We start from the raw sequence: 17,856 nt of genomic DNA on the forward strand, positions 1-17,856 counted from the left end.
ACCAGAACCCGCTTTTCGAACCTCACCGGCGCGCTGAAGTGCTGCCCGCGCTCGCAGGAAACGGTCCGGTGGCGGGGGGGAGGGGCTGGCCGGGACCGTTGGCGCCATGGATGGCGCCATCGAGCCCCCAAGGATGGGATTACGGCGTGTCCCGGCCAGCCCCTTCCCCCGCCACAACCGGTATCAACAAAGGCGCCGGCAGGCGAACCAGCCGCCGGCGTTTTCATCAACTCAACTCAACCAATCCTTGCAGGCGCCATCCACCTGCTCCCCGCACGCCTGCTGCATCCGCTGCTGCAACCGCGCCAGCGTCTCCGCGCCCTGGTGCTTGCCGCTCCACGCCTTCAACTGCCCGGCCAAGCGCTCGAAGCGTTGGCGGGTGCGCTGGTGGTAGCCCGACGGCTGTGCCTCCAGCTCGGCGATCAGCGAGGCGGTCGCCTGCTCGATGCGTGGTGCATCGTCCGGTGCCAGCTTCAGCAGGCCTTCCACATACAGCACGCCCCACTGCACGCGGGTGGCCGGGCCCTGCGCACCGTCGTAGGCACGCTTCAACCACTCCAGCGCACCGGCGGTGTCGCCGCGCTGCTCGGCCAGTTCGGCCAGCTCGGGCATGTAGTAGTACGGCTGTTCGCTGCGCTTCAGTTCCGCCAGCAACAGCGACTCGGCGCCTGCGTCGTCGCCGACCTGGCGTAGTGCGTAGACCGCGCTGCTGATCGTGGCCTGGCGCGCATGCGCATCGGTGGCGGCAGCGTCGGCAGCAGCCACGCGCTGCTTGACCCGATCAACCAGGGCCGCGGGCAATGCGCCCTTCGGCTGCTGCTGGCGGGCCAGCGACACTTCGGTCAACGCACGCGACAATGCGTCGTCGGCGCGGTCGCCGCGCTCGGCGTCTGCCCGCTCCAATGCCACCAGCAGCTGCTGTCCCAGCGTGTTGCTGGTGGCCGGCCCGGCACTGGCCTGCTTGACCAGCTGCACGCCTGCATAGCCCAGCAACTCACGGTTGCGGCGGACTTCGGCGGGCTGCGCCAGCACGGCCTGCAGCAGCTCGCGTACTTCGGTGGGCGAGGCATCGGGCTTTTCGGCCGTTGCCAAGGCCAGCAGGGCGAAGCGGCGCTGCAGGGCAGCGTCGGGTGCGGCCTTGGACAACTGGCGCAGCACATCCTCGCTGCTGCGCTCGCCGGCCAGGCGGTTGGCGTCCACTTCCCAGCCGTAGTCGCCCAGCACCTGCCAGTCTTCTGCGGCCAGTCGGTCCGGCGTTGCCAACGCGGTGGCCAAGGTGGCGGCAACAGCACTGCGGCGGCCTGCGGCGACGGTCAGTGCCCGGGTCAGTTCGGTGGCATCATTGCCGCCGGCCACGCGGGTGATTTCGTTGCGCTTTGGGTCCAGCACGATCAGGGTCGGATAGCCGCGTACGCCGAAGCGCTCACCCCAGGCTTGCGCACCTTCCTCGTCGCCATCCAGGTAGACGGGAACGAATTTGCTGGTCAGCGCGATGAAGGCCGGGTCCTTGAACAGGCCCGCCTTGAGCTGGTTGCACGGTGGGCACCAGACGGCGCCCCAGTACAGCAGCACCGGCTTGCCGCTGTCGGCGGCCTCGGCGAAGGCATCATCGACATCGCCCTGGCGCCAGGCGATTGCCTTGGCCGGCGCGGGCACCTCGGCGGAGTTGGCGATGGAAACCGGGGCCGGGGTGCAGGCGCTCAACGCCGAAGCCAGCAGCAACATAGAAAGCGCGACGCGCATCGGCAGCATCTCGAAGGGCAGGGTGACAGGCCATTGTAGGAACGGCCGGGGAGCCTGCTGATTCAGTTTGCTCATGACGGGCGTGCCGCAGGGCATGACGCACGCCGGGTATTGGCCGGCGGATGCCTTCAGGCCGCTGCCCGCACCATCTGCTGATACACCAGCCCATTGAACTCGCCGACGTCGCCGTCCAGCACGAAGCCATAGCGCAGGTAGGTTGGCACTGCATTGAGTGAGGCGCGCACGGTCAGCACCGGCTCGCGCACCTGCGGGAGCACCGCGTCGAACAAAGCATGGCCGATGCCTTGGCCCTGGTAGCTGGGATCGACGAACAGCATCGCCAGGTGGCGGCCTTCCTTCAGCTCTACCACGCCGACGATGCGGCCATCCTGCTCCGCCACCAGGATGTGGTTGTCACCCTGCAGGCGTGCAGCGAACGCATCGGCGGCGGCGACACCGCCGAACGTAGCAATGCCGGCCGCGCTGAGCGAGGGCGCGACGGCCGCAGTGAATGCGGCCAGGCATACCGCGCTCATCGCGGGCAGGTCATCGATGTGGGCGGGGCGGATCCTCGGCATGCAGCGTTTTTCCTGTGGCGTGTGGCGTGTCATCGTCGCCGGTTGCCTGCACGCTAAGCTGGTCCCATGAGTGAATTCAATCTCGCCTACGATTCGTTGTTTCCGCAACAGGGACTGAGCCTGGGCCTGATGACGCCCGTTGCGGCGCATGGGCTGGCCGATCCGCGTGAGGCGCGACGTATCGCGCGACTGGCCGATGACCTGGGCTTTGCCGCGTTGTGGACGCGCGACGTGCCGCTGATGGTGCCGCAGGGTCCGGACGCGACAACGAGCGCGTTGGACGACCCGTTCCTGTGGCTGGGCATGCTGGCTGCGGCGACCGAGCGCATCGTGGTCGGCAGCGCGGCCATCGTGCTGCCATTGCGCCATCCGCTGCAGGTGGCGAAGTCGGCCTTGAGCCTGGACCGGATCAGCGACGGCCGCTTCGTGCTGGGCCTCGGGTCTGGCGATCGGCCGGAAGAGTTCGCGGCATTCGGCGAATACCTGGAGGGCAGGGCGGCGACGTTCCGTGAGCGCTGGACCTTGTTGCGCGCGGCGTTGTCACCGGAGGCTGAAGAAAGGGTCGCGGTAGTGCAAGCCACCGGTGGCTTCGACGTACTGCCGGCCCCGGCCACGCGCATTCCGATGCTGGTGGTGGGCACTGCGCGGCAGAGCCTGCAGTGGATCGCACGCGAAGCCGAAGGCTGGGCCACCTATCACCGCGAAGAGGCCGCGCAGGAAGGGCGCATCGGCCTGTGGCAACAGGCGCAGGCGCAAGGCGCTGGGCCAGGCAAGCCGTTCGTGCAGTCGATGCTGCTGGATCTGCAGGCCGATCCGCACGCACCGCCCGAGCCGCTGCCACTGGGCCTGAAGGTCGGCCGCGACGGCTTGCGTGACTACCTGCTGCGCGTGCATGCGCAGGGCGTGGGGCACGTGATGTTCAACCTGGTCGACAACGGGAGGCCGATGGACGCGGTGCTGCGCGAAATTGGAGAGCAGGTGCTGCCGGATGTGCTTCGGTAGGTGTCCACCTTGGTGGACACGCCGTGTTGCTGATGACGGTGCGCCCGCCGGGCATGGCCCGGCGCTACCTGCCGCGGCGTGCATCTGCGTATCATTTGCATTTGATATCCCGATGCCGGAGTCCCTTGTGACCCAACGTTCCCCCATGCACCCGACCGGACGCCTGTTCGCAGCGGTCGCTTTCATCGAGGCCGTAACCTGGACCGGCCTGCTCATCGGCATGTGGATGAAGTATGGCCCCATGACCAACGTGGCGCTGGTGAAGCTGTTCGGGCCCCTGCACGGCGTGGCCTTCCTGGTGTACGTGGCGGTCACGCTGTTTGCGGCGGTGCGCCTGCGCTGGCCGTGGTGGGCCAGTGCCTTGGCCCTGCTGGCGGCCATCCCGCCGTTGGTGACGCTGCCGCTGGAGTGGTGGTTCAAGCGCCGTGGCCTGCTGGGCCTGCGTGCAATGCGCTGAACCCACTGTTGCATGCTCATTCAAGAGAATGGGTATCAAATGCAAATACGAGCCGTTATCATTTGAGGGTGGCATCCGGTCCTGAGTGGGGCGGGTGCCGGGCGGGGCGTGCAGACGCGCCCGGCCAATCCTTTCCTGTTACGGCTGGTGTTTCATGCACGCACGTCCCGTCGTTCCCGGCTTGCCGGCGCTGGTGTTGGCTGCCCTGATCGGCACCATGGCGATGATGTCCTTCGTCGCTGTGATCGGTCCGGTGGTCCGCATGCTCGGGCTGTCCGAGTGGCATGCCGGACTGTCGGTCACCGCCGCGGGCGTGTTGTGGATGCTGGCCGCGCGCCCCTGGGGCCAGCTCAGCGACCGCATCGGCCGCAAACGCGTGCTGATGCTGGCGATGAGCGCCTACACCGTGGTCTATATCGCGCTGGCGGTGTTCATCGATGTCGCCCTGCAGGCAGTGCCGCCGGTGCTGGTGTCAGTGCTGGTGCTGGTCGGTGCGCGTGGCCTGATCGGCCTGTTCTACGCGGCTGTGCCTCCTACCGCAGCGGCGCTGATCGCCGACAGGGCACCCACCGGACAGCGTGCAAAATTCCTCGCCCGCCTGGGCAGTGCCAACGCGCTGGGCATGGTGCTCGGCCCGGCCGCCGCGGGCTGGCTGGCCTATACGAACCTGTCGCTGGCGCTGTACGTGGCCGCGCTGCTTCCGTTGCTGGCACTGGCATTGCTGGCCTGGCGCCTGCCGGCTACACCGCCCGTGGTGGGCGCGTCCGCACAGCGCCGCACGCCGATGAGCCGCCTCGACGCGCGCCTGTGCCTGCCGCAGCTGGCAGCGTTCATCGCCATGGTCTCGGTGACCATCGCGCAGGTCACGGTCGGCTTCTTCGCAATTGATCGCCTGGGTCTGGATGCGGCGACCGGCGCGCGCATGGCCGGCATTGCACTCACCGCCGTTGGCGTCGGCCTGATCCTGGCGCAGGCGCTGGTGATGAAGCTGGAGGTGCATCCACGTCGCTGGATCGTCCTCGGCGCTCTCATTTCCGGCATCGGCTTCACTTCGGTGGCGGGCGTGCAGCAGGCCTGGCAATTGCCTGCGGCGTATGCGCTGGCTGCGTTCGGCATGGGCTTCGTATTCCCCTCGTTCCAGGCGCTGGCCGCCGATGCGGTAGAGGCGCACGAGCAGGGCGCCGCCGCAGGCACCGTGGCGGCCGCGCAAGGGCTGGGCATGGTGGCCGGGCCGATGCTCGGCACGCTGTTGTATCGCGGCGGGCCAAGCCTGCCTTACCTGCTGGTGGGCGCGCTGCTGCTGTTGCTGTGCGCGCTGGCTGCAGCGCATCGGATGAAGGAGACCCCATGAACGATTCCCTGATGCAGGGCGCGTGGCCGGAGGCTGCGCCAGCACCACAGCAGAGCACCGACGACGCGTCGCTGTTCCTGCTGCAGCATGCCGGCCAGCACGTGCACGCCCGCGGTTGCCGCGCCACGTTGCCAGCCGGTGCACTGGCGACGTTGGCAGAACGCGTTTCGGCGTTCTTTGCCCAGCAGCGTGGCGGCCCGGGCCTGCTGGTTGGCGCGGTGCCGTTCGAGCCGCGTGCCGACGATGCGCTGTACCAGCCCGAGCGCCTGCTGCCGGCGCTGGCACTGCAGCCGCAGGCCGCACCGCCGCTGGACGGCGCCCTGCGGGCCGAACCTGTGCCGCAGGACTATGCCGCTGCAGTCGCTGCGGCAGTGCAGGCCTTGCGTGCGCCCGAGCAGAACCTGCACAAGGTGGTGCTGGCGCGCAGCCTGCTGGCACGCACCCGCGAGGCGCTTTCTCCGGACGTGCTGCTGGCACGCCTGGGCGCGGATCCGTCGGTGGCGACCTACGCGGTGCCGCTTCCGGTGGAGCTGGGCCAGGCGCCGGCCTGGCTGGTGGGCGCGACGCCGGAACTGCTGCTGCGCAAGCGAGGCGCCGAACTGTTGTCGCATCCGCTGGCCGGTTCCGCGCGGCGCAGTGCCGATGCCGCCGAGGACGAGCATGCGGCGCAGGCGCTGCTGGCCTCGACCAAGGACCACGACGAGCACCGCCACGTGGTCGAAGCCATCGTCGAAGGCCTGGCACCGTACTGCAGCCACATCGATGCACAGCCGCGCCCGGTGCTGCATGCCACCGCCAGCATGTGGCACCTCGGCACCCGCATCCACGCCACGCTGAAGGATCCGCAGACGTCAGCCGCCGAACTGCTGGCGCAGCTGCACCCTACGCCGGCGGTCTGCGGTACGCCGCGGTTGGCGGCGCTGCAGCGCATCCGCGAGCTGGAACCGGTGCCGCGTGGCTTCTATGCCGGCGCCGTGGGTTGGTTGGACGCGCAGGGTGACGGCGACTGGTACGTGGCGATCCGCTGCGCGCGCCTGCAGGGCACGCAGCTGCGCCTGTATGCCGGTGCCGGCATCGTCGCCGAGTCACACCCCGAGGCCGAGGTGGCCGAAACCGCAGCGAAGTTCGCTGCCCTGTTGAACGCGCTGGGTGTCCATGAATCCGCGCCCGCCATCGAGCCTGCCGCATGAGTACCTCCACTGACGCTTCCCGCCTGCCGCTGCAGCAGGTGTGGCCCGACACGCTGGTGGCGCGCTATCGCGAAGCCGGTCACTGGCGTGGCGAGACCTTCCCGGGTTTCCTGCGCGAGCGTGCAGAACGCTATGCCGATGACATCGCGGTGGTCGCCGGCGACGTCCGCCTGAGCTATGCACAGCTGTGGCACGAGGCCGGGCGGATCGGCGCCGGCCTGTTGGCGCTGGGCCTGCAGCCAGGGGGGCGGGTGCTGGTGCAGCTGGGCAACACGGCAGGCTTCATCGCCACGGTCTGCGGCCTGTTCCGTGCCGGGCTGGTGCCGGTGTATGCGTTGCCGGCGCACCGCATCACCGAGCTGGTGCACTTCGCCAACAAGGCCGAAGCCAGTGCCTACATCACCAGCGCACTGCACGATGGCTTCGATCATCGCGGGTTGGCAAGGGCGCTGCAGGCCGAAGTGCCGGCGGTTCGCCATGTGGTGATCGACGGCGATGCGGCGGAGTTCATCGCGCTGGAGGCACTGCAGGGCGATCGCAGCCAGCTGCCGTCCGATCCGGACCCGCAGTCGGTGGCGTTCCTGCAGATTTCCGGAGGCAGCACTGGGCTGTCCAAGCTGATTCCACGCACGCACGACGACTACATCTATTCGTTCCGTGCCAGCAATCAAATCTGCGGCATCGACCGCGACAGCGTCTATCTGGTCGCGCTGCCGGCCGCGCACAATTTCCCGATGAGCTCGCCCGGTTTCTTCGGCGCGTTGTACGCCGGCGCCCGCGTGGTGCTCAGCCCCGGCCCCGGACCGGATGCGGCCTTCCCGCTGATCGCTCGCGAGCAGGTGACCTGCTGCGGGCTGGTGCCGCCGCTGGCGTTGCTGTGGGCACAGGCCGCCGCCACCAGCAAGCATGACCTGACCAGCCTGCAGGTATTGCAGGTAGGCGGCGCCAAACTGGTGCCGGAAGCCGCACGACGGGTGATCGATGGCCTTGGCTGCACGCTGCAGCAGGTGTTCGGCATGGCCGAAGGCCTGGTCAACTACACACGGCTGGATGACCCGGAAGAACTGATCGTGGCCTGCCAGGGGCGACCGATCAGCCCGGATGACGAGGTGCGCGTGGTCGATGACCATGACCAGCCGGTGGCCGAAGGCGAGGTGGGGCACCTGCTCACCCGTGGCCCGTACACCATCCGTGGCTACCACAACGATGCGGTGGCCAATGCGCGCTCGTTCACCGACGACGGCTTCTATCGTACCGGCGACCGTGTGCAGCAGCTGCCCGGAGGCTACCTGGTGGTGCAGGGCCGTGCGGGTGACCACATCAACCGCGCTGGCGAGAAGATCTCCGCCGAAGAGATCGAAGATCATCTGCTGGCGCACCCCGGCGTGTTTGACGCCGCCGTGGTCTCCATTCCCGATGAGTATCTGGGCGAGCGCAGCTGTGCCTTCGTGATCGCGCAGGGCGAGCCGTTCAAGGCCCCGGCACTGAAGGCCTGGATGCGCGGGCGCGGCCTGGCGGCGTTCAAGGTGCCCGACCAGGTCGTGTTCGTCGACAGTTTCGATACCACTGCGGTCGGCAAGATCAGCCGCCGCGAACTGCGCGCGCAATTGCGTGCGCGTCATCTGCAACAGACAGGAGGAACGCGCTGATGGCGCTGCCCCGTATCACCGATTATCCCTTGCCGACTGCCGCCGAACTGCCGCAGGCGCGTGGCCCGTGGCGCCCGCAGCGCGATCGTGTCGCGCTGTTGGTGCACGACATGCAGCGTTACTTCCTGGCCGCCTTCGACGCCGGCAATGCACCGCTACGGCCGGCCGTGTACAACATCGCACGGCTGCTGGCGCATTGCCGCGCGCACGGCATTCCGGTGTTCTACACCGCTCAGCATGGCGACCAGGACCGCCGTGACCGTGGCCTTCAGGCTGACCTGTGGGGGCCGGGCATGCGCCGCAGCGCCGATCACGAACCCATCATCGAAGCACTGGCACCGCAGCCAGGGGAGCACGTGCTGGTGAAGCACCGCTACAGCGCGTTCCAGCGCAGCAACCTTGAAACGCTGATGCGGGTGCGCGGCCGTGACCAGCTGCTGGTGACGGGCGTGTACGCCCATATCGGCTGCACCGCGACCGTGGTCGAGGCCTTCCAGCGTGACATCGAGGCCTTCATCGCCGCCGATGCGGTGGCGGACTTCTCGCGTGCCGATCACGATCAGGCGCTGCACTGGATCGCGCGCACCTGTGGTGTGCCGATGACCACCGATCAGCTGCTGGAGGTGCTGTGATGGCTGCCATGGGTGAGGCGCTGGATCTGGAGCGGATGCGCGCCGACGTAGCGCGCGTGCTGGAGTGCACGCCGGCCGAGATCGGTGACGACGACAACCTGATCGACCTGGACCTGGATTCAATGCGCATGCTCGGCCTGGTCCTGGCCTGGGGCAACACCGGCCTTCCGCTCGAGTTCTCGCAGTTGGCCGAGCACACCACGCTGCGCCAGTGGTGGGGTGTGGTGCAGCAACTGCAGGCCGCGCAGAACGCATGAACGCCGCAGCGCTGGCCACGCCGGTGGCGTTGACCGAGGCCCAGGCCGGGCTGTGGTTCGCACAGCGGCTGGCACCGGACAATCCGTCATTCAATACCGCGCACGCGGTATGGATCGACGGCCCGCTGGACGTGGCCGCGTTCGTCGCAGCCGCAGACCAGGCTGCCTGCGAGGCCGAGGCCTTCGCATTGCGCTTTGCCGAAGGTGCCGATGGCCAGCCGCTGCAGTGGCATGACACGGCACACGTGCCGTTGCTTTCGGTGCGCGATGTTTCTACCGAGGCGGATCCCGCCGCTGCGGCACGCAACCTGATGCACGCCGACCGGCTGAGCCCGGTCGATCCCACCCGGGACCGGATCAGCCAGCAGGTGCTGCTTGAACTGGGCGGGCAGCGTTGGGTCTGGTACCTGCGCGTGCATCACCTGGCGGCCGATGGTTACGGCATGGCGCTGTTCACTGATCGCGTGTGCGCGTTGTATGCCGGTCGTACGGGTGAGCCTCTGCCGGGGCTGGCGGGGGTGCTGGCCGACGATGCTGCTTATCGTGCCGACCCGCGCCGCACGCAGGCCGGGCAATGGTGGCGCGAGCACATGCAGGGTGCACCGGCGGGCATGGGCCTGGCCGGTACGCTCGCGGCCAGTGACGACGCGCTGCGCTGGGTGCAGCCGCTCGATGCGGCATTCCGTGAGCAGTTGCTGCAGGCATCGGTACGTTGGTTGCAGCCCTGGCCAGACGTGCTGGCCGCGTTGTCGGCCGAGTACCTGCGGCGGATGAGCGCGGCCGATGAAGTGGTGCTGGGCGTGCCCTACATGGGCCGGCTCGGCAACGCGTCGGCACGGGTACCGGCGATGGTGATGAATGTGTTGCCGCTGCGCGTGGCCGCCGGCGAGGGCAGCGTCGAATCCTTTACCCGCAGCCTGGGCCGGCAGCTCAGCCAAGGGCGCAAGCACGGCCGTTACCGAGGCGAGCAACTGCGCCGGGATCTGGGCCTGGTGGGCGCGCAGCAGCGCCTGCACGGTCCCATGGTGAATGTGCAGCCGTTCTACAAGCCGCTGGCGCTGACGGGCGTGCAGGCGACGCTGGAGGTGCTCTGCACCGGGCCGGTGGATGACCTGACGCTGGGCTTCCGTGGCGATGGCCAGCGTCTGCTGGATCTGGAGATCGAGGCCAATCCCGCGCTGTACAGTCGCGAGGATGTCGAGGCACACGCGGCACGGTTGCTGCATTTCGTGTCGTCGGCACTGCAGGCTGACGATATCGCAGCCGTACCTCTGGCGACGACCGACGAGGTGCAGCAGGTGCTGCACGGTTTCAATGCCACTGCGCACGCGCTTCCTGAGACCACACTGGTTGAATTGCTGCAGCAGGGCATGGATCGGGATCCGCACACTCCAGCGCTGGTGTTCGGCGACACTACGCTGGACTACGTAACGCTGGAAGCGCGCAGTTTCGCGCTGGCGGCACAGCTGCGGGCGATGGATGTCGGCCCGGGCAGCGTGGTGGCGGTGGCATTGCCGCGCTCGCTGGAGCTGGTGATCGCGCTGCTGGCGGTGCTGCGTGCCGGAGCCGCCTACCTGCCGTTGGACCTTGCTCATCCGGACGAGCGCCTGGCGCGTATTCTCGCCTCGGCACAGCCGGTGTGCGTAATGGCTGCGTCCGAGGTTTCGGCGCGCATGGTCGGCGTACCCGTGCTCGCGCCGGAGCAGTGGACTGCGCTGAGTTTTGCCGCACCGTGGGCCGATCCGGCGCCCAGCGATGCGGCCTATGTGATCTACACCTCCGGTTCGACCGGCGAGCCGAAGGGCGTGGTCATCGAACATCGTGCCATCGTCAACCGCCTGCTGTGGATGCGCGAGCACTACGGCATTCGCGCCGATGACCGCGTGCTGCAGAAGACCCCGGCAACCTTCGATGTGTCGGTCTGGGAGTTCTTCCTGCCGTTGCTGTGCGGAGCAACGCTGGTGATTGCCGGGCCCGATGCGCATCGCGACCCCACTGAACTGGCCCGCTTGATCCGTGGCCATGGCATCACCACGGCGCATTTCGTGCCGTCGATGCTCGATGCCTTCCTCGCTGCACCGGCCTCCGAAGGCCTGCAGCTGCGACGGGTATTCACCAGTGGCGAGGCGCTGGACGCCGCGTTGCGCGACCGCTTCCACGCGCGCATGCACGCCGAGCTGCACAACCTGTATGGCCCGACCGAAGCCGCGGTGGACGTCAGCTACTGGCCGGCGCCGGCGCAGGATCGATCGCGGCCGGTGCCGATCGGCTTCCCGGTCTGGAATACCCGACTTTACGTGCTGGACGCGCGGATGCAGCCGGTGCCGGTCGGTGTGGCCGGTGACCTTTATCTGGGCGGTGTGCAGCTGGCGCGCGGCTATCTCGGTCGCGAGGACCTGACCGCCGAGCGCTTCCTCGCCGATCCGTTCCTGCCTGGCGAACGCATCTATCGCACCGGCGACGTGGCGCGCTGGCGCGCCGATGGCGCGGTCGAGTACCTGGGCCGCAGCGACCATCAGGTGAAACTGCGCGGCCTGCGCATCGAGCTGGGCGAGATCGAGGCGGCACTGCGCGAGCTGCCTGGCATGGAGCGCGTGGAAGTACTGCTGCGCCAGGACGCGCCCGGCGATGCCCGGCTGGTGGCCTATGTGCCAAGCGCGCTTGCCGACCCCGTCATGCTGCGCAGCCACCTGGCCACGCGCGTGCCGGATTACATGGTGCCTTCGGCGTTTGTCGGCGTGGACTACTGGCCGGTGACCGCCAACGGCAAGCTCGACCGCAACGCATTGCCGAAGCCACCGCAACTTGAAGTTGCCGGCTTGGCGCCGCGCACGCCGTTGGAAGAGGAGCTGGCGTTGCTGTTCGCACAGGCGCTTGGGCGTGAGGCGCCGGTGGTGGTGGATGCGGACTTCTTCAGTCTCGGCGGTGACTCGCTGTCGGCGGTGCACCTGCTGCTGGCCATCGAGCAGCGCTGGCGCTGTGATCTGGGTCTGGGTGCCTTGTTTGCCCAGCCCACCGTGGCCGCGCTGGCAGTTCGCATTGCCGAGCCGCCCGCGCTGGCCGATCACGCACTGGGGCCGGTAATCGCGCTGGCCGCGACCGAAGCGGCCGGGTCCACGCCGCTGTTCGTGCTGCACCCGGCCGGTGGCATCGCCTGGAACTACCGCACCCTGGCCCGGGCACTGCAACCAGCCCGCCCGGTGTATGGCCTGCAGTCGCCGGCACTGGACGCACGGCTGCCACTGCCGAGCAGCATCGAGGCGATGGCCAACGATTACGTACAGCGCGTGGTCGCACTACAGCCGAAGGGGCCGGTGCATCTGCTGGGCTGGTCGGTGGGCGGCATCCTGGCCCAGGCGATGGCGGTGCGGCTGCATGAGATCGGCCGCGACGTCGGAGAGCTGGTGCTGCTGGACGCCTATCCCAGCGAGTGCTGGCGGGCCGAGCCGGAACCCGATGCCATCGCTGCATTGCGGGCACTGCTGGCGATTGCCGGTCATGACCCGGATGCGCATCCGGAACTGGACAGCCGGGAACGCATTCTCGCGTTCCTGCGACGTGGTGGCAGTGCACTCGGCAGCTTGCCGGATGTGGTGCTCGATGGCGTGGTGCGCGCAGTGACCGGCACCAATCGACTGATCCGTGAACATATCCACCGGCCGTTCGATGGCACGCTGGTGCATGTGCGTGCGGGCCGGGATCACCAGGCGCGGCCACAGTTGCAGTCGGCGTTGTGGCGGGCACACGCGCGCAGGGTGCAGTCGTTGGAACTGCCGTTTCTGCATGCAGAACTGACCGGCCGCGATGCGGTGGCGCAGCTGGCGCCGTGGTTGTCGGCGCGGTTGCGCCAATGGGACGAGCAGCAGGAGATTGCAACATGCAGTTGACCGGTTTTGAAGGCCGCGTGGCGTTGGTGACCGGTGCTGCCGGCGGCATCGGCAAGGCACTGGTACGGTTTCTGGCCGTGGCCGGTTGCACCGTGGTGGCGACCGATCGCGACGCGCCGCGCGTGTCAGATACCCGGGTGACGTCGTTTGCACTCGATGTAACCGACAGCGCCGCGGTGGACGCCCTGGTGGACCAGGTCGAGTCCAGCATCGGACCGATCATGTTGGCCGCCAGCGTGGCCGGCGTACTACATGTGGGCGGTGTCACCGAGACGGGCGACGACGACTGGCGCCGTGTATTCGCGGTCAATGCCGATGGCGTGTTCCATGTCGGTCGTGCGCTGGCGCGGGTGATGTCACCGCGCCGGCAGGGCGCAATCGTTACCGTCAGCTCGAATGCGGCTGGCGTGCCGCGGCACGGCATGGCGGCGTATGCCGCGTCCAAGGCCGCCGCCACGATGTTCACCCGCTGCCTCGGGCTGGAGCTGGCGCCGTTGGGCATCCGCTGCAACATCGTCGCCCCGGGGTCCACGCTGACCCCGATGCAGACCGGCATGTGGCAGGACGAGCACGGCGCCGAACGGGTGATCGTCGGCAGCCTTGAGACCTACAAGGCCGGCATTCCACTGCGCAAACTCGCTACGCCGGAAGACATCGCGCAGTCGGTGATGTTCCTGCTCTCCGAGCAGGCCGGGCACGTAGCGATGAGCGACCTGTACGTGGACGGTGGCGCCACCCTGCGCGGCTGAGGTCCGACGGCCGCGGGCCGGCAGTGGTAGTGCCGGCCGCTGGCCGGCAACCCACAGCCCCGGTAGTGCCGGCCGCTGGCCGGCAACCTCATTCACCTTCAGACATCTCCCAACCACTGTCGAGCCATGGCCCGACAGCCAACGCGCAATGATCGACCCACCATGGGGCATGAGCAGCCATCGCCTTCGCCTGGGCCGTCACTCGATCATCGGCCAGGTCTACGTTCTGACAACCACGACACACCAGCGCAGCCGGCTCCTTGAAAGCGAAGCTGCAGCAGCATGTGTAATCGACCAGTTCCACTACATCGAACAGCGCGGGCTCGTACGGTCACACGCATGGGTCGTCATGCCGGATCACGTCCACTGGATGTTCGAGCTACGTGCAGCTGACCTTCCCGACATCGCGCGCCGGATGAAATCGTCAAGCGCCCTTTCCCTGAATCGCCTGGCGGGCCGTCGATGTACGGTGTGGCAGCCCGGCTACTTCGATCATGCAGTGAGGACCGAAGAGTCGCTGGCGCGGCAGGCGCTGTACATCCTGGGGAATCCGGTACGCGCCGGTCTTGCTGGGCAGATTGGCGAGTATCCGTATGCGTGGTCGGCCTGGGGGTGATGCCGGCCAGCGGCCGACACTACCACAGCGCAGATCCCGTTCCGGTGCACAGAGCATCCGTAAGGGTAGTGCCGGCCGCTGGCCGGCAACCGCAGGAACCCGCGAGGAGATGCGTAGCTGCCGGCCAGCGGCCGGCGCTGCCATTCAGTGTTCAGCGCGGCCATTCGCTGTTCAGCGGCGCTTGCGCGCGCTTTGGGCGTGGTCGGCCTGGATGTGATGCCGGCCAGCGGCCGGCACTACCAATCAATGTTCGGCACGGCCATTCGTTGTTCAGCGCCGCGTGCGCGCTTCGGCCGTGGTCAGCCTGGATGTGATGCCGGCCAGCGGCCGGCACTACCACAGCAGAACCGAAGCGCCGCGCAGATTTCGTTTCGGCGCGCAGATCACCCGCGATGGTAGTGCCGGCCGCTGGCCAGCAACGACATGACCCGCGCGGAGGTGCGTAGCTGCCGGCCAGCGGCCGGCACTACCAATCAATGGTCAGCGCGGCTTGCGTGTCCGTTTCGGCTTTGCGGTCTCACCGCCGCTGGCGGCGCCATCCTGCAGCGCCTGCAGCCAGGACAAGGTGTCCACATAGTCGATGAAGTGGCGCAGGTAGCCGGGGCTGGTGGCCTGCATCGTGTCCAGCATGCGCTGCACCAGCACCGCCGAGTTCAGCGGGCCGCCGTCAGCCGGGGCCTCGGCGCGCAGCGAGCGGCGCACCTGCAGTTCGCTGCGCAGCTCCGACCATTCGCGCTGCACCTGTTGCAGCATCGGCACCTGCGGGTAGTGCGGCAGCGAGCGCGACCCCGCATCGAGGTCACGCACCAATGCGCGCAGGCCCTCCAGCGCTGGCGGCTTACTTGGCATCCGGGCCCTTGGGCTTGGGAATCGGCGCGATCTCCACGCGACGGTTGCGTGCGCGGCCTTCCTCATTGGCATTTGAACTGACCGGCTGCTCGCTGCCGAACGCGGCGGCGAACACGGCGTCGGCCGGTACGCCATCGGCGATCAGGGTGCGGGTCACGGTCAGCGAGCGCTGCGCGGACAGCTCCCAGTTGTCGGCAAAGCGGCGGTTGCCTTCGCGCACGGGCGCATCGTCGGTGAAGCCGCTGACCATCAGGATCTCCTCGCGGCTGCCCAGGTAGGCGGCCAGCGGTGCCGCCAGGCTGCGCAGCAGCTCCTGGCCTTCCGGCTGCAATTGGTCGGAATTCAGTGCGAACAGCACGCTGCCGCTGATGCCGATGCGGCCGTCGACCAGCGTCACGCGACCGGCAGCCAGCGGGCCAGCCAGTGCCTGTTCGAGCGTCTGCAGGCGCTTGGCTTCGGCCTGGCGCTGCTTCACTTCCTGGTCCAGCCGCTGCGACAGTTCCAGCTGCACGGCAACTACGCCGACCAGGATCAGCACGAACGCGCCCAGCAGCACCGACATCAGGTCGCCGAAGGCGGCCCAGATCGGGGCATGCGAGCCGCCATCGACCTCCAGCTCGTCGCTCATGCGCTGCCGGCCTTGCCGCGGCGCGTGGCCAGCTGCTGCAGTTCTTCCATCACTTGCTTCTGCGACAGCAGGCTGAGGTCGACCACCTCGCGCGCCTGTGCCACGTAGTACGCCAGCTGCTCATCGCTGCGGGCCAGCGAGGCGTCCAGTGCGCCGCCAATCTGTTCCAGGCGGCCGGAAAGCGCGGTGGCGGCACTGCCGAACTGCGCGACTGCTTCACCAAAGGTGCTGGCCAACTGGCCCACTTCACCGGCGCTGCCGTGGAGCGCTGCGGCGATGCCGTCCAGCTTCCCGGTCTCGGCGGCGATATGGTCGGTAAAGCGATTGCCAACGCGCTCCAGCAGCTCGGCCGAACCGCCAACCAGCGCGTCCACGGCGGTGCGCTGTTCGTGCGACGCATGGTTGACCGCATCGAGCAGCGTCTGCACGGTGGCCAGCAGGCGGCCGCGTTCTTCCAGCATTGCGTTGTCGCGTACCAGGCTCTCGGACAGCGTGCTGCGCAGCTCGTTGATGACATCGGCGGCAGCCTTTGGCGCGGCCGCGGCGGTCTGCAGCAGGGTAGACACCTCGGCCAGCGTGGCACTGGCCTGCGCGCGACCGTTCTCGCCGATCTGCTGTGCGGTGGCCGCCAGCGCGTCGCAGACCTGTTGCTGCTGTGCAGCCAGGCGTTCGCCATTGGCCTGCAGGCGCTCGGCCAGCTCGGTGGAAACATGCTGCAGGGCATCGCTCCAGCGCCGCAGGCGCTGTTCGTCGCCAGCCTGCAGTTGCGCCTGCAGGGCGGCGTGGGCCTGCTGCAACTCGGCGCTGACCGCGTCCCAGCGCGCCTGGCGCTGCTGCTCGCGGCTGTCCAGGTTGGCCTGCAGTTCGGCGTGCGCAGTCGCGGCGGCGGCCTGCGCGGCCTGCCACTGCTGCGAGCGCTGCGCTTCATGATCCTGCAGCAGTGACTGGTTGGCGCTGTGCTGCTGTTCCAGTGCCTGCAGCAGCGCCTGCGCACGCGCATCCAGATGTTCGCTGGCGGCGATCAACGCCTGCTGCTGGCGCTCGGCAAGCGCGCTGTTGAGGGCCTGCTGCTGCTCGGCGGCGGCACGCAAGGCGTCTGCATTGCTCTGTGCATCGGCCTGCAGGCGCTCGCCGATACGCGCGACGAGTGCTTCGGCGTGCGTGCCCTGGCCATCGCTGAAGGCCTGCAGGTGCTGGCGCAGATCACTCACCAGCGCCTGCTGCGCCTGGGTCTGTTCACTCACCACCTTGGCCCAGCTGGCTTCGGTGGCGACCCGGCTGCGTTCGAAACCATCGCTCAGGCCCGCCAGCTGCTGTTGCACGGCCCGTTCAACACGGGCATGCAACGCTTCGCCATGGTGAGCCAGACCGGCCAGGGTGGTTTCAGCCATCGGCTGCAGCGCGCCACCGATGGCCGCGGCACTGGCTTCGGCACCTTCGCGCAGCGACTGCTGCAGCGACAGGGCCAGGCGTTCCTGCAGGGCCTGGCTCTGGGTCAGGAACTCGGCCTGGCCGGCCAGCAGGCGCTCATTGGCGGCCGCACTGTGCTGTTCAAAGGTGCTGGTCATCGCCTGCAGGCGGTCGACCAGCGCCGGCAGCGCTGCGGACTGTGCCTGCAGCAGGCGCAGCGATTCGGCGCGCTGCCAGGCCTGCGAATACGGGTGCAGGTCGCCGGCAATGGCGCGGTCCAGCTGCTGCACGGCCAGCAGGCGGTCACGACGCAGCAGCGCCGCCAGCAGGCCGAGCATGGCCGAGCTGGCCACGCCCGCGATCGAGGTACCGAAGGCCACCGCCAGGCCCTGCACCGGCGAGGCCAGCGAGCCGCGGATGGCGGCCATGTCGGTGGCGCTTTGCAGGGCCAGGCCGGTGCCACGCAGCGTGTCCATCATGCCCAGCAGGGTACCGAGCATGCCCAGCAGCACCAGCAGGCCGACCAGGTACGGGGTCAGCACCGGTGCGGGCAGGGCGGTGCGCTCGCCTTCCACGCGCAGGCGCACGGCGTTGCGCAGGCCTACCGGCACGCGCTCCAGCCATGGGGCGAGGCTTTCCTTCGCGCTGGACAGGTCATTCAGTGCGGCGCGCAGGCCGTTGCTGGCCTGGCGGTAGCGGTACAGCTCCACGCCACCGGCGATGTAGCAGGCCGCGATGATCGCCGCCACCGCTGCACCCAGCGGATGCACCGAAACATAGCCAATGCCGATCCAGCACACGGCCAGCAGGCCGACAAGGAAAACAACGACATGGAAAGCAGTTCTGGACATGGTGTTC

General features: G+C 68.4%; 15 protein-coding genes. 10 read left to right on the forward strand and 5 right to left on the reverse strand.

The window, feature by feature from the left end:
- Nucleotides 1–231: 231 nt before the first annotated feature.
- Together ACTXG9_RS00005 and ACTXG9_RS00010 are read right to left on the reverse strand one after the other, a co-directional pair.
- On the reverse strand, nt 232–1,752 hold the full coding sequence (locus ACTXG9_RS00005; protein ID WP_111098082.1) for a thioredoxin family protein: 1,521 nt from the start codon (nt 1,750–1,752) through the stop codon (nt 232–234).
- Between the two features lie 119 nt (nt 1,753–1,871).
- Complete coding sequence (locus tag ACTXG9_RS00010) at nt 1,872–2,321, reverse strand: GNAT family N-acetyltransferase (protein ID WP_206621421.1); 450 nt, start codon at nt 2,319–2,321, stop codon at nt 1,872–1,874.
- A gap of 66 nt (nt 2,322–2,387) precedes the next feature.
- Between ACTXG9_RS00010 and ACTXG9_RS00015 the strand changes: the two genes are divergently transcribed.
- The 10 genes from ACTXG9_RS00015 (at nt 2,388) to ACTXG9_RS00060 (ending at nt 14,111) form a co-directional block, all read left to right on the forward strand.
- Nucleotides 2,388–3,323: a TIGR03571 family LLM class oxidoreductase gene (locus ACTXG9_RS00015; protein ID WP_021204254.1), complete on the forward strand. Its 936-nt coding sequence runs from the start codon at nt 2,388–2,390 to the stop codon at nt 3,321–3,323.
- Nucleotides 3,324–3,468: 145 nt separating this feature from the next.
- The gene (locus tag ACTXG9_RS00020) at nt 3,469–3,780 is read left to right on the forward strand and encodes a DUF3817 domain-containing protein (RefSeq protein ID WP_206621436.1); all 312 of its coding nucleotides are present in this window, start codon (nt 3,469–3,471) and stop codon (nt 3,778–3,780) included.
- Nucleotides 3,781–3,934: 154 nt separating this feature from the next.
- Complete coding sequence (locus tag ACTXG9_RS00025; RefSeq protein WP_021204252.1) at nt 3,935–5,131, forward strand: MFS transporter; 1,197 nt, start codon at nt 3,935–3,937, stop codon at nt 5,129–5,131.
- Nucleotides 5,128–6,321, forward strand: coding sequence for an isochorismate synthase (locus ACTXG9_RS00030; protein ID WP_206621422.1), 1,194 nt, complete (start codon nt 5,128–5,130; stop codon nt 6,319–6,321). Before ACTXG9_RS00025 ends, ACTXG9_RS00030 begins: the two co-directional genes overlap by 4 nt.
- Entirely contained in the window at nt 6,318–7,970 is a 1,653-nt protein-coding gene (locus ACTXG9_RS00035) for an AMP-binding protein (protein WP_206621423.1), read from the forward strand. The genes ACTXG9_RS00030 and ACTXG9_RS00035 overlap by 4 nt, the downstream gene beginning before the upstream one ends.
- Entirely contained in the window at nt 7,970–8,602 is a 633-nt protein-coding gene (locus tag ACTXG9_RS00040; RefSeq protein ID WP_206621424.1) for an isochorismatase family protein, read from the forward strand. The genes ACTXG9_RS00035 and ACTXG9_RS00040 overlap by 1 nt, the downstream gene beginning before the upstream one ends.
- Nucleotides 8,602–8,859: a phosphopantetheine-binding protein gene (locus tag ACTXG9_RS00045; protein ID WP_019659922.1), complete on the forward strand. Its 258-nt coding sequence runs from the start codon at nt 8,602–8,604 to the stop codon at nt 8,857–8,859. The genes ACTXG9_RS00040 and ACTXG9_RS00045 overlap by 1 nt, the downstream gene beginning before the upstream one ends.
- The gene (locus tag ACTXG9_RS00050; RefSeq protein ID WP_456115692.1) at nt 8,856–12,746 is read left to right on the forward strand and encodes an amino acid adenylation domain-containing protein; all 3,891 of its coding nucleotides are present in this window, start codon (nt 8,856–8,858) and stop codon (nt 12,744–12,746) included. The genes ACTXG9_RS00045 and ACTXG9_RS00050 overlap by 4 nt, the downstream gene beginning before the upstream one ends.
- Complete coding sequence (locus ACTXG9_RS00055) at nt 12,737–13,495, forward strand: 2,3-dihydro-2,3-dihydroxybenzoate dehydrogenase (protein ID WP_206621426.1); 759 nt, start codon at nt 12,737–12,739, stop codon at nt 13,493–13,495. The genes ACTXG9_RS00050 and ACTXG9_RS00055 overlap by 10 nt, the downstream gene beginning before the upstream one ends.
- A gap of 169 nt (nt 13,496–13,664) precedes the next feature.
- On the forward strand, nt 13,665–14,111 hold the full coding sequence (locus ACTXG9_RS00060) for an REP-associated tyrosine transposase (RefSeq protein WP_111102401.1): 447 nt from the start codon (nt 13,665–13,667) through the stop codon (nt 14,109–14,111).
- A gap of 480 nt (nt 14,112–14,591) precedes the next feature.
- Here the strand turns inward: ACTXG9_RS00060 and ACTXG9_RS00065 are convergent, their stop codons facing one another.
- Genes ACTXG9_RS00065 through ACTXG9_RS00075 form a run of 3 tightly spaced genes read right to left on the reverse strand, consistent with a single transcriptional unit; the run spans nt 14,592 to nt 17,849 of the window.
- Nucleotides 14,592–14,960 carry a DUF2894 domain-containing protein gene (locus tag ACTXG9_RS00065; RefSeq protein WP_111102400.1) on the reverse strand — a complete coding sequence of 123 codons (369 nt, stop codon included), beginning with the start codon at nt 14,958–14,960 and terminating at the stop codon, nt 14,592–14,594.
- The gene (locus ACTXG9_RS00070) at nt 14,950–15,588 is read right to left on the reverse strand and encodes an OmpA family protein (RefSeq protein ID WP_019659917.1); all 639 of its coding nucleotides are present in this window, start codon (nt 15,586–15,588) and stop codon (nt 14,950–14,952) included. The genes ACTXG9_RS00065 and ACTXG9_RS00070 overlap by 11 nt, the downstream gene beginning before the upstream one ends.
- Nucleotides 15,585–17,849 (reverse strand): DUF802 domain-containing protein, encoded by a 2,265-nt coding sequence (locus ACTXG9_RS00075; protein ID WP_456115693.1) that lies wholly within the window; start codon nt 17,847–17,849, stop codon nt 15,585–15,587. Before ACTXG9_RS00075 ends, ACTXG9_RS00070 begins: the two co-directional genes overlap by 4 nt.
- Between the last annotated feature and the right edge of the window lie 7 nt (nt 17,850–17,856).

Source organism: Stenotrophomonas maltophilia group sp. LNF247 (assembly GCF_054083135.1).

Bases quoted from the DNA above. Each gene is read 5' to 3' on its own strand.
- ACTXG9_RS00045 (WP_019659922.1), top strand. From the start codon at position 8,602: ATGGCTGCCATGGGTGAGGCGCTGGATCTGGAGCGGATGCGCGCCGAC.
- ACTXG9_RS00060 (WP_111102401.1), top strand. From the start codon at position 13,665: ATGAGCAGCCATCGCCTTCGCCTGGGCCGTCACTCGATCATCGGCCAG.
- ACTXG9_RS00050 (WP_456115692.1), top strand. From the start codon at position 8,856: ATGAACGCCGCAGCGCTGGCCACGCCGGTGGCGTTGACCGAGGCCCAG.
- ACTXG9_RS00010 (WP_206621421.1), bottom strand. From the start codon at position 2,321: ATGCCGAGGATCCGCCCCGCCCACATCGATGACCTGCCCGCGATGAGC.
- ACTXG9_RS00005 (WP_111098082.1), bottom strand. From the start codon at position 1,752: ATGCTGCCGATGCGCGTCGCGCTTTCTATGTTGCTGCTGGCTTCGGCG.
- ACTXG9_RS00040 (WP_206621424.1), top strand. From the start codon at position 7,970: ATGGCGCTGCCCCGTATCACCGATTATCCCTTGCCGACTGCCGCCGAA.
- ACTXG9_RS00065 (WP_111102400.1), bottom strand. From the start codon at position 14,960: ATGCCAAGTAAGCCGCCAGCGCTGGAGGGCCTGCGCGCATTGGTGCGT.
- ACTXG9_RS00055 (WP_206621426.1), top strand. From the start codon at position 12,737: ATGCAGTTGACCGGTTTTGAAGGCCGCGTGGCGTTGGTGACCGGTGCT.
- ACTXG9_RS00075 (WP_456115693.1), bottom strand. From the start codon at position 17,849: ATGTCCAGAACTGCTTTCCATGTCGTTGTTTTCCTTGTCGGCCTGCTG.
- ACTXG9_RS00020 (WP_206621436.1), top strand. From the start codon at position 3,469: ATGCACCCGACCGGACGCCTGTTCGCAGCGGTCGCTTTCATCGAGGCC.
- ACTXG9_RS00015 (WP_021204254.1), top strand. From the start codon at position 2,388: ATGAGTGAATTCAATCTCGCCTACGATTCGTTGTTTCCGCAACAGGGA.
- ACTXG9_RS00030 (WP_206621422.1), top strand. From the start codon at position 5,128: ATGAACGATTCCCTGATGCAGGGCGCGTGGCCGGAGGCTGCGCCAGCA.
- ACTXG9_RS00025 (WP_021204252.1), top strand. From the start codon at position 3,935: ATGCACGCACGTCCCGTCGTTCCCGGCTTGCCGGCGCTGGTGTTGGCT.
- ACTXG9_RS00070 (WP_019659917.1), bottom strand. From the start codon at position 15,588: ATGAGCGACGAGCTGGAGGTCGATGGCGGCTCGCATGCCCCGATCTGG.
- ACTXG9_RS00035 (WP_206621423.1), top strand. From the start codon at position 6,318: ATGAGTACCTCCACTGACGCTTCCCGCCTGCCGCTGCAGCAGGTGTGG.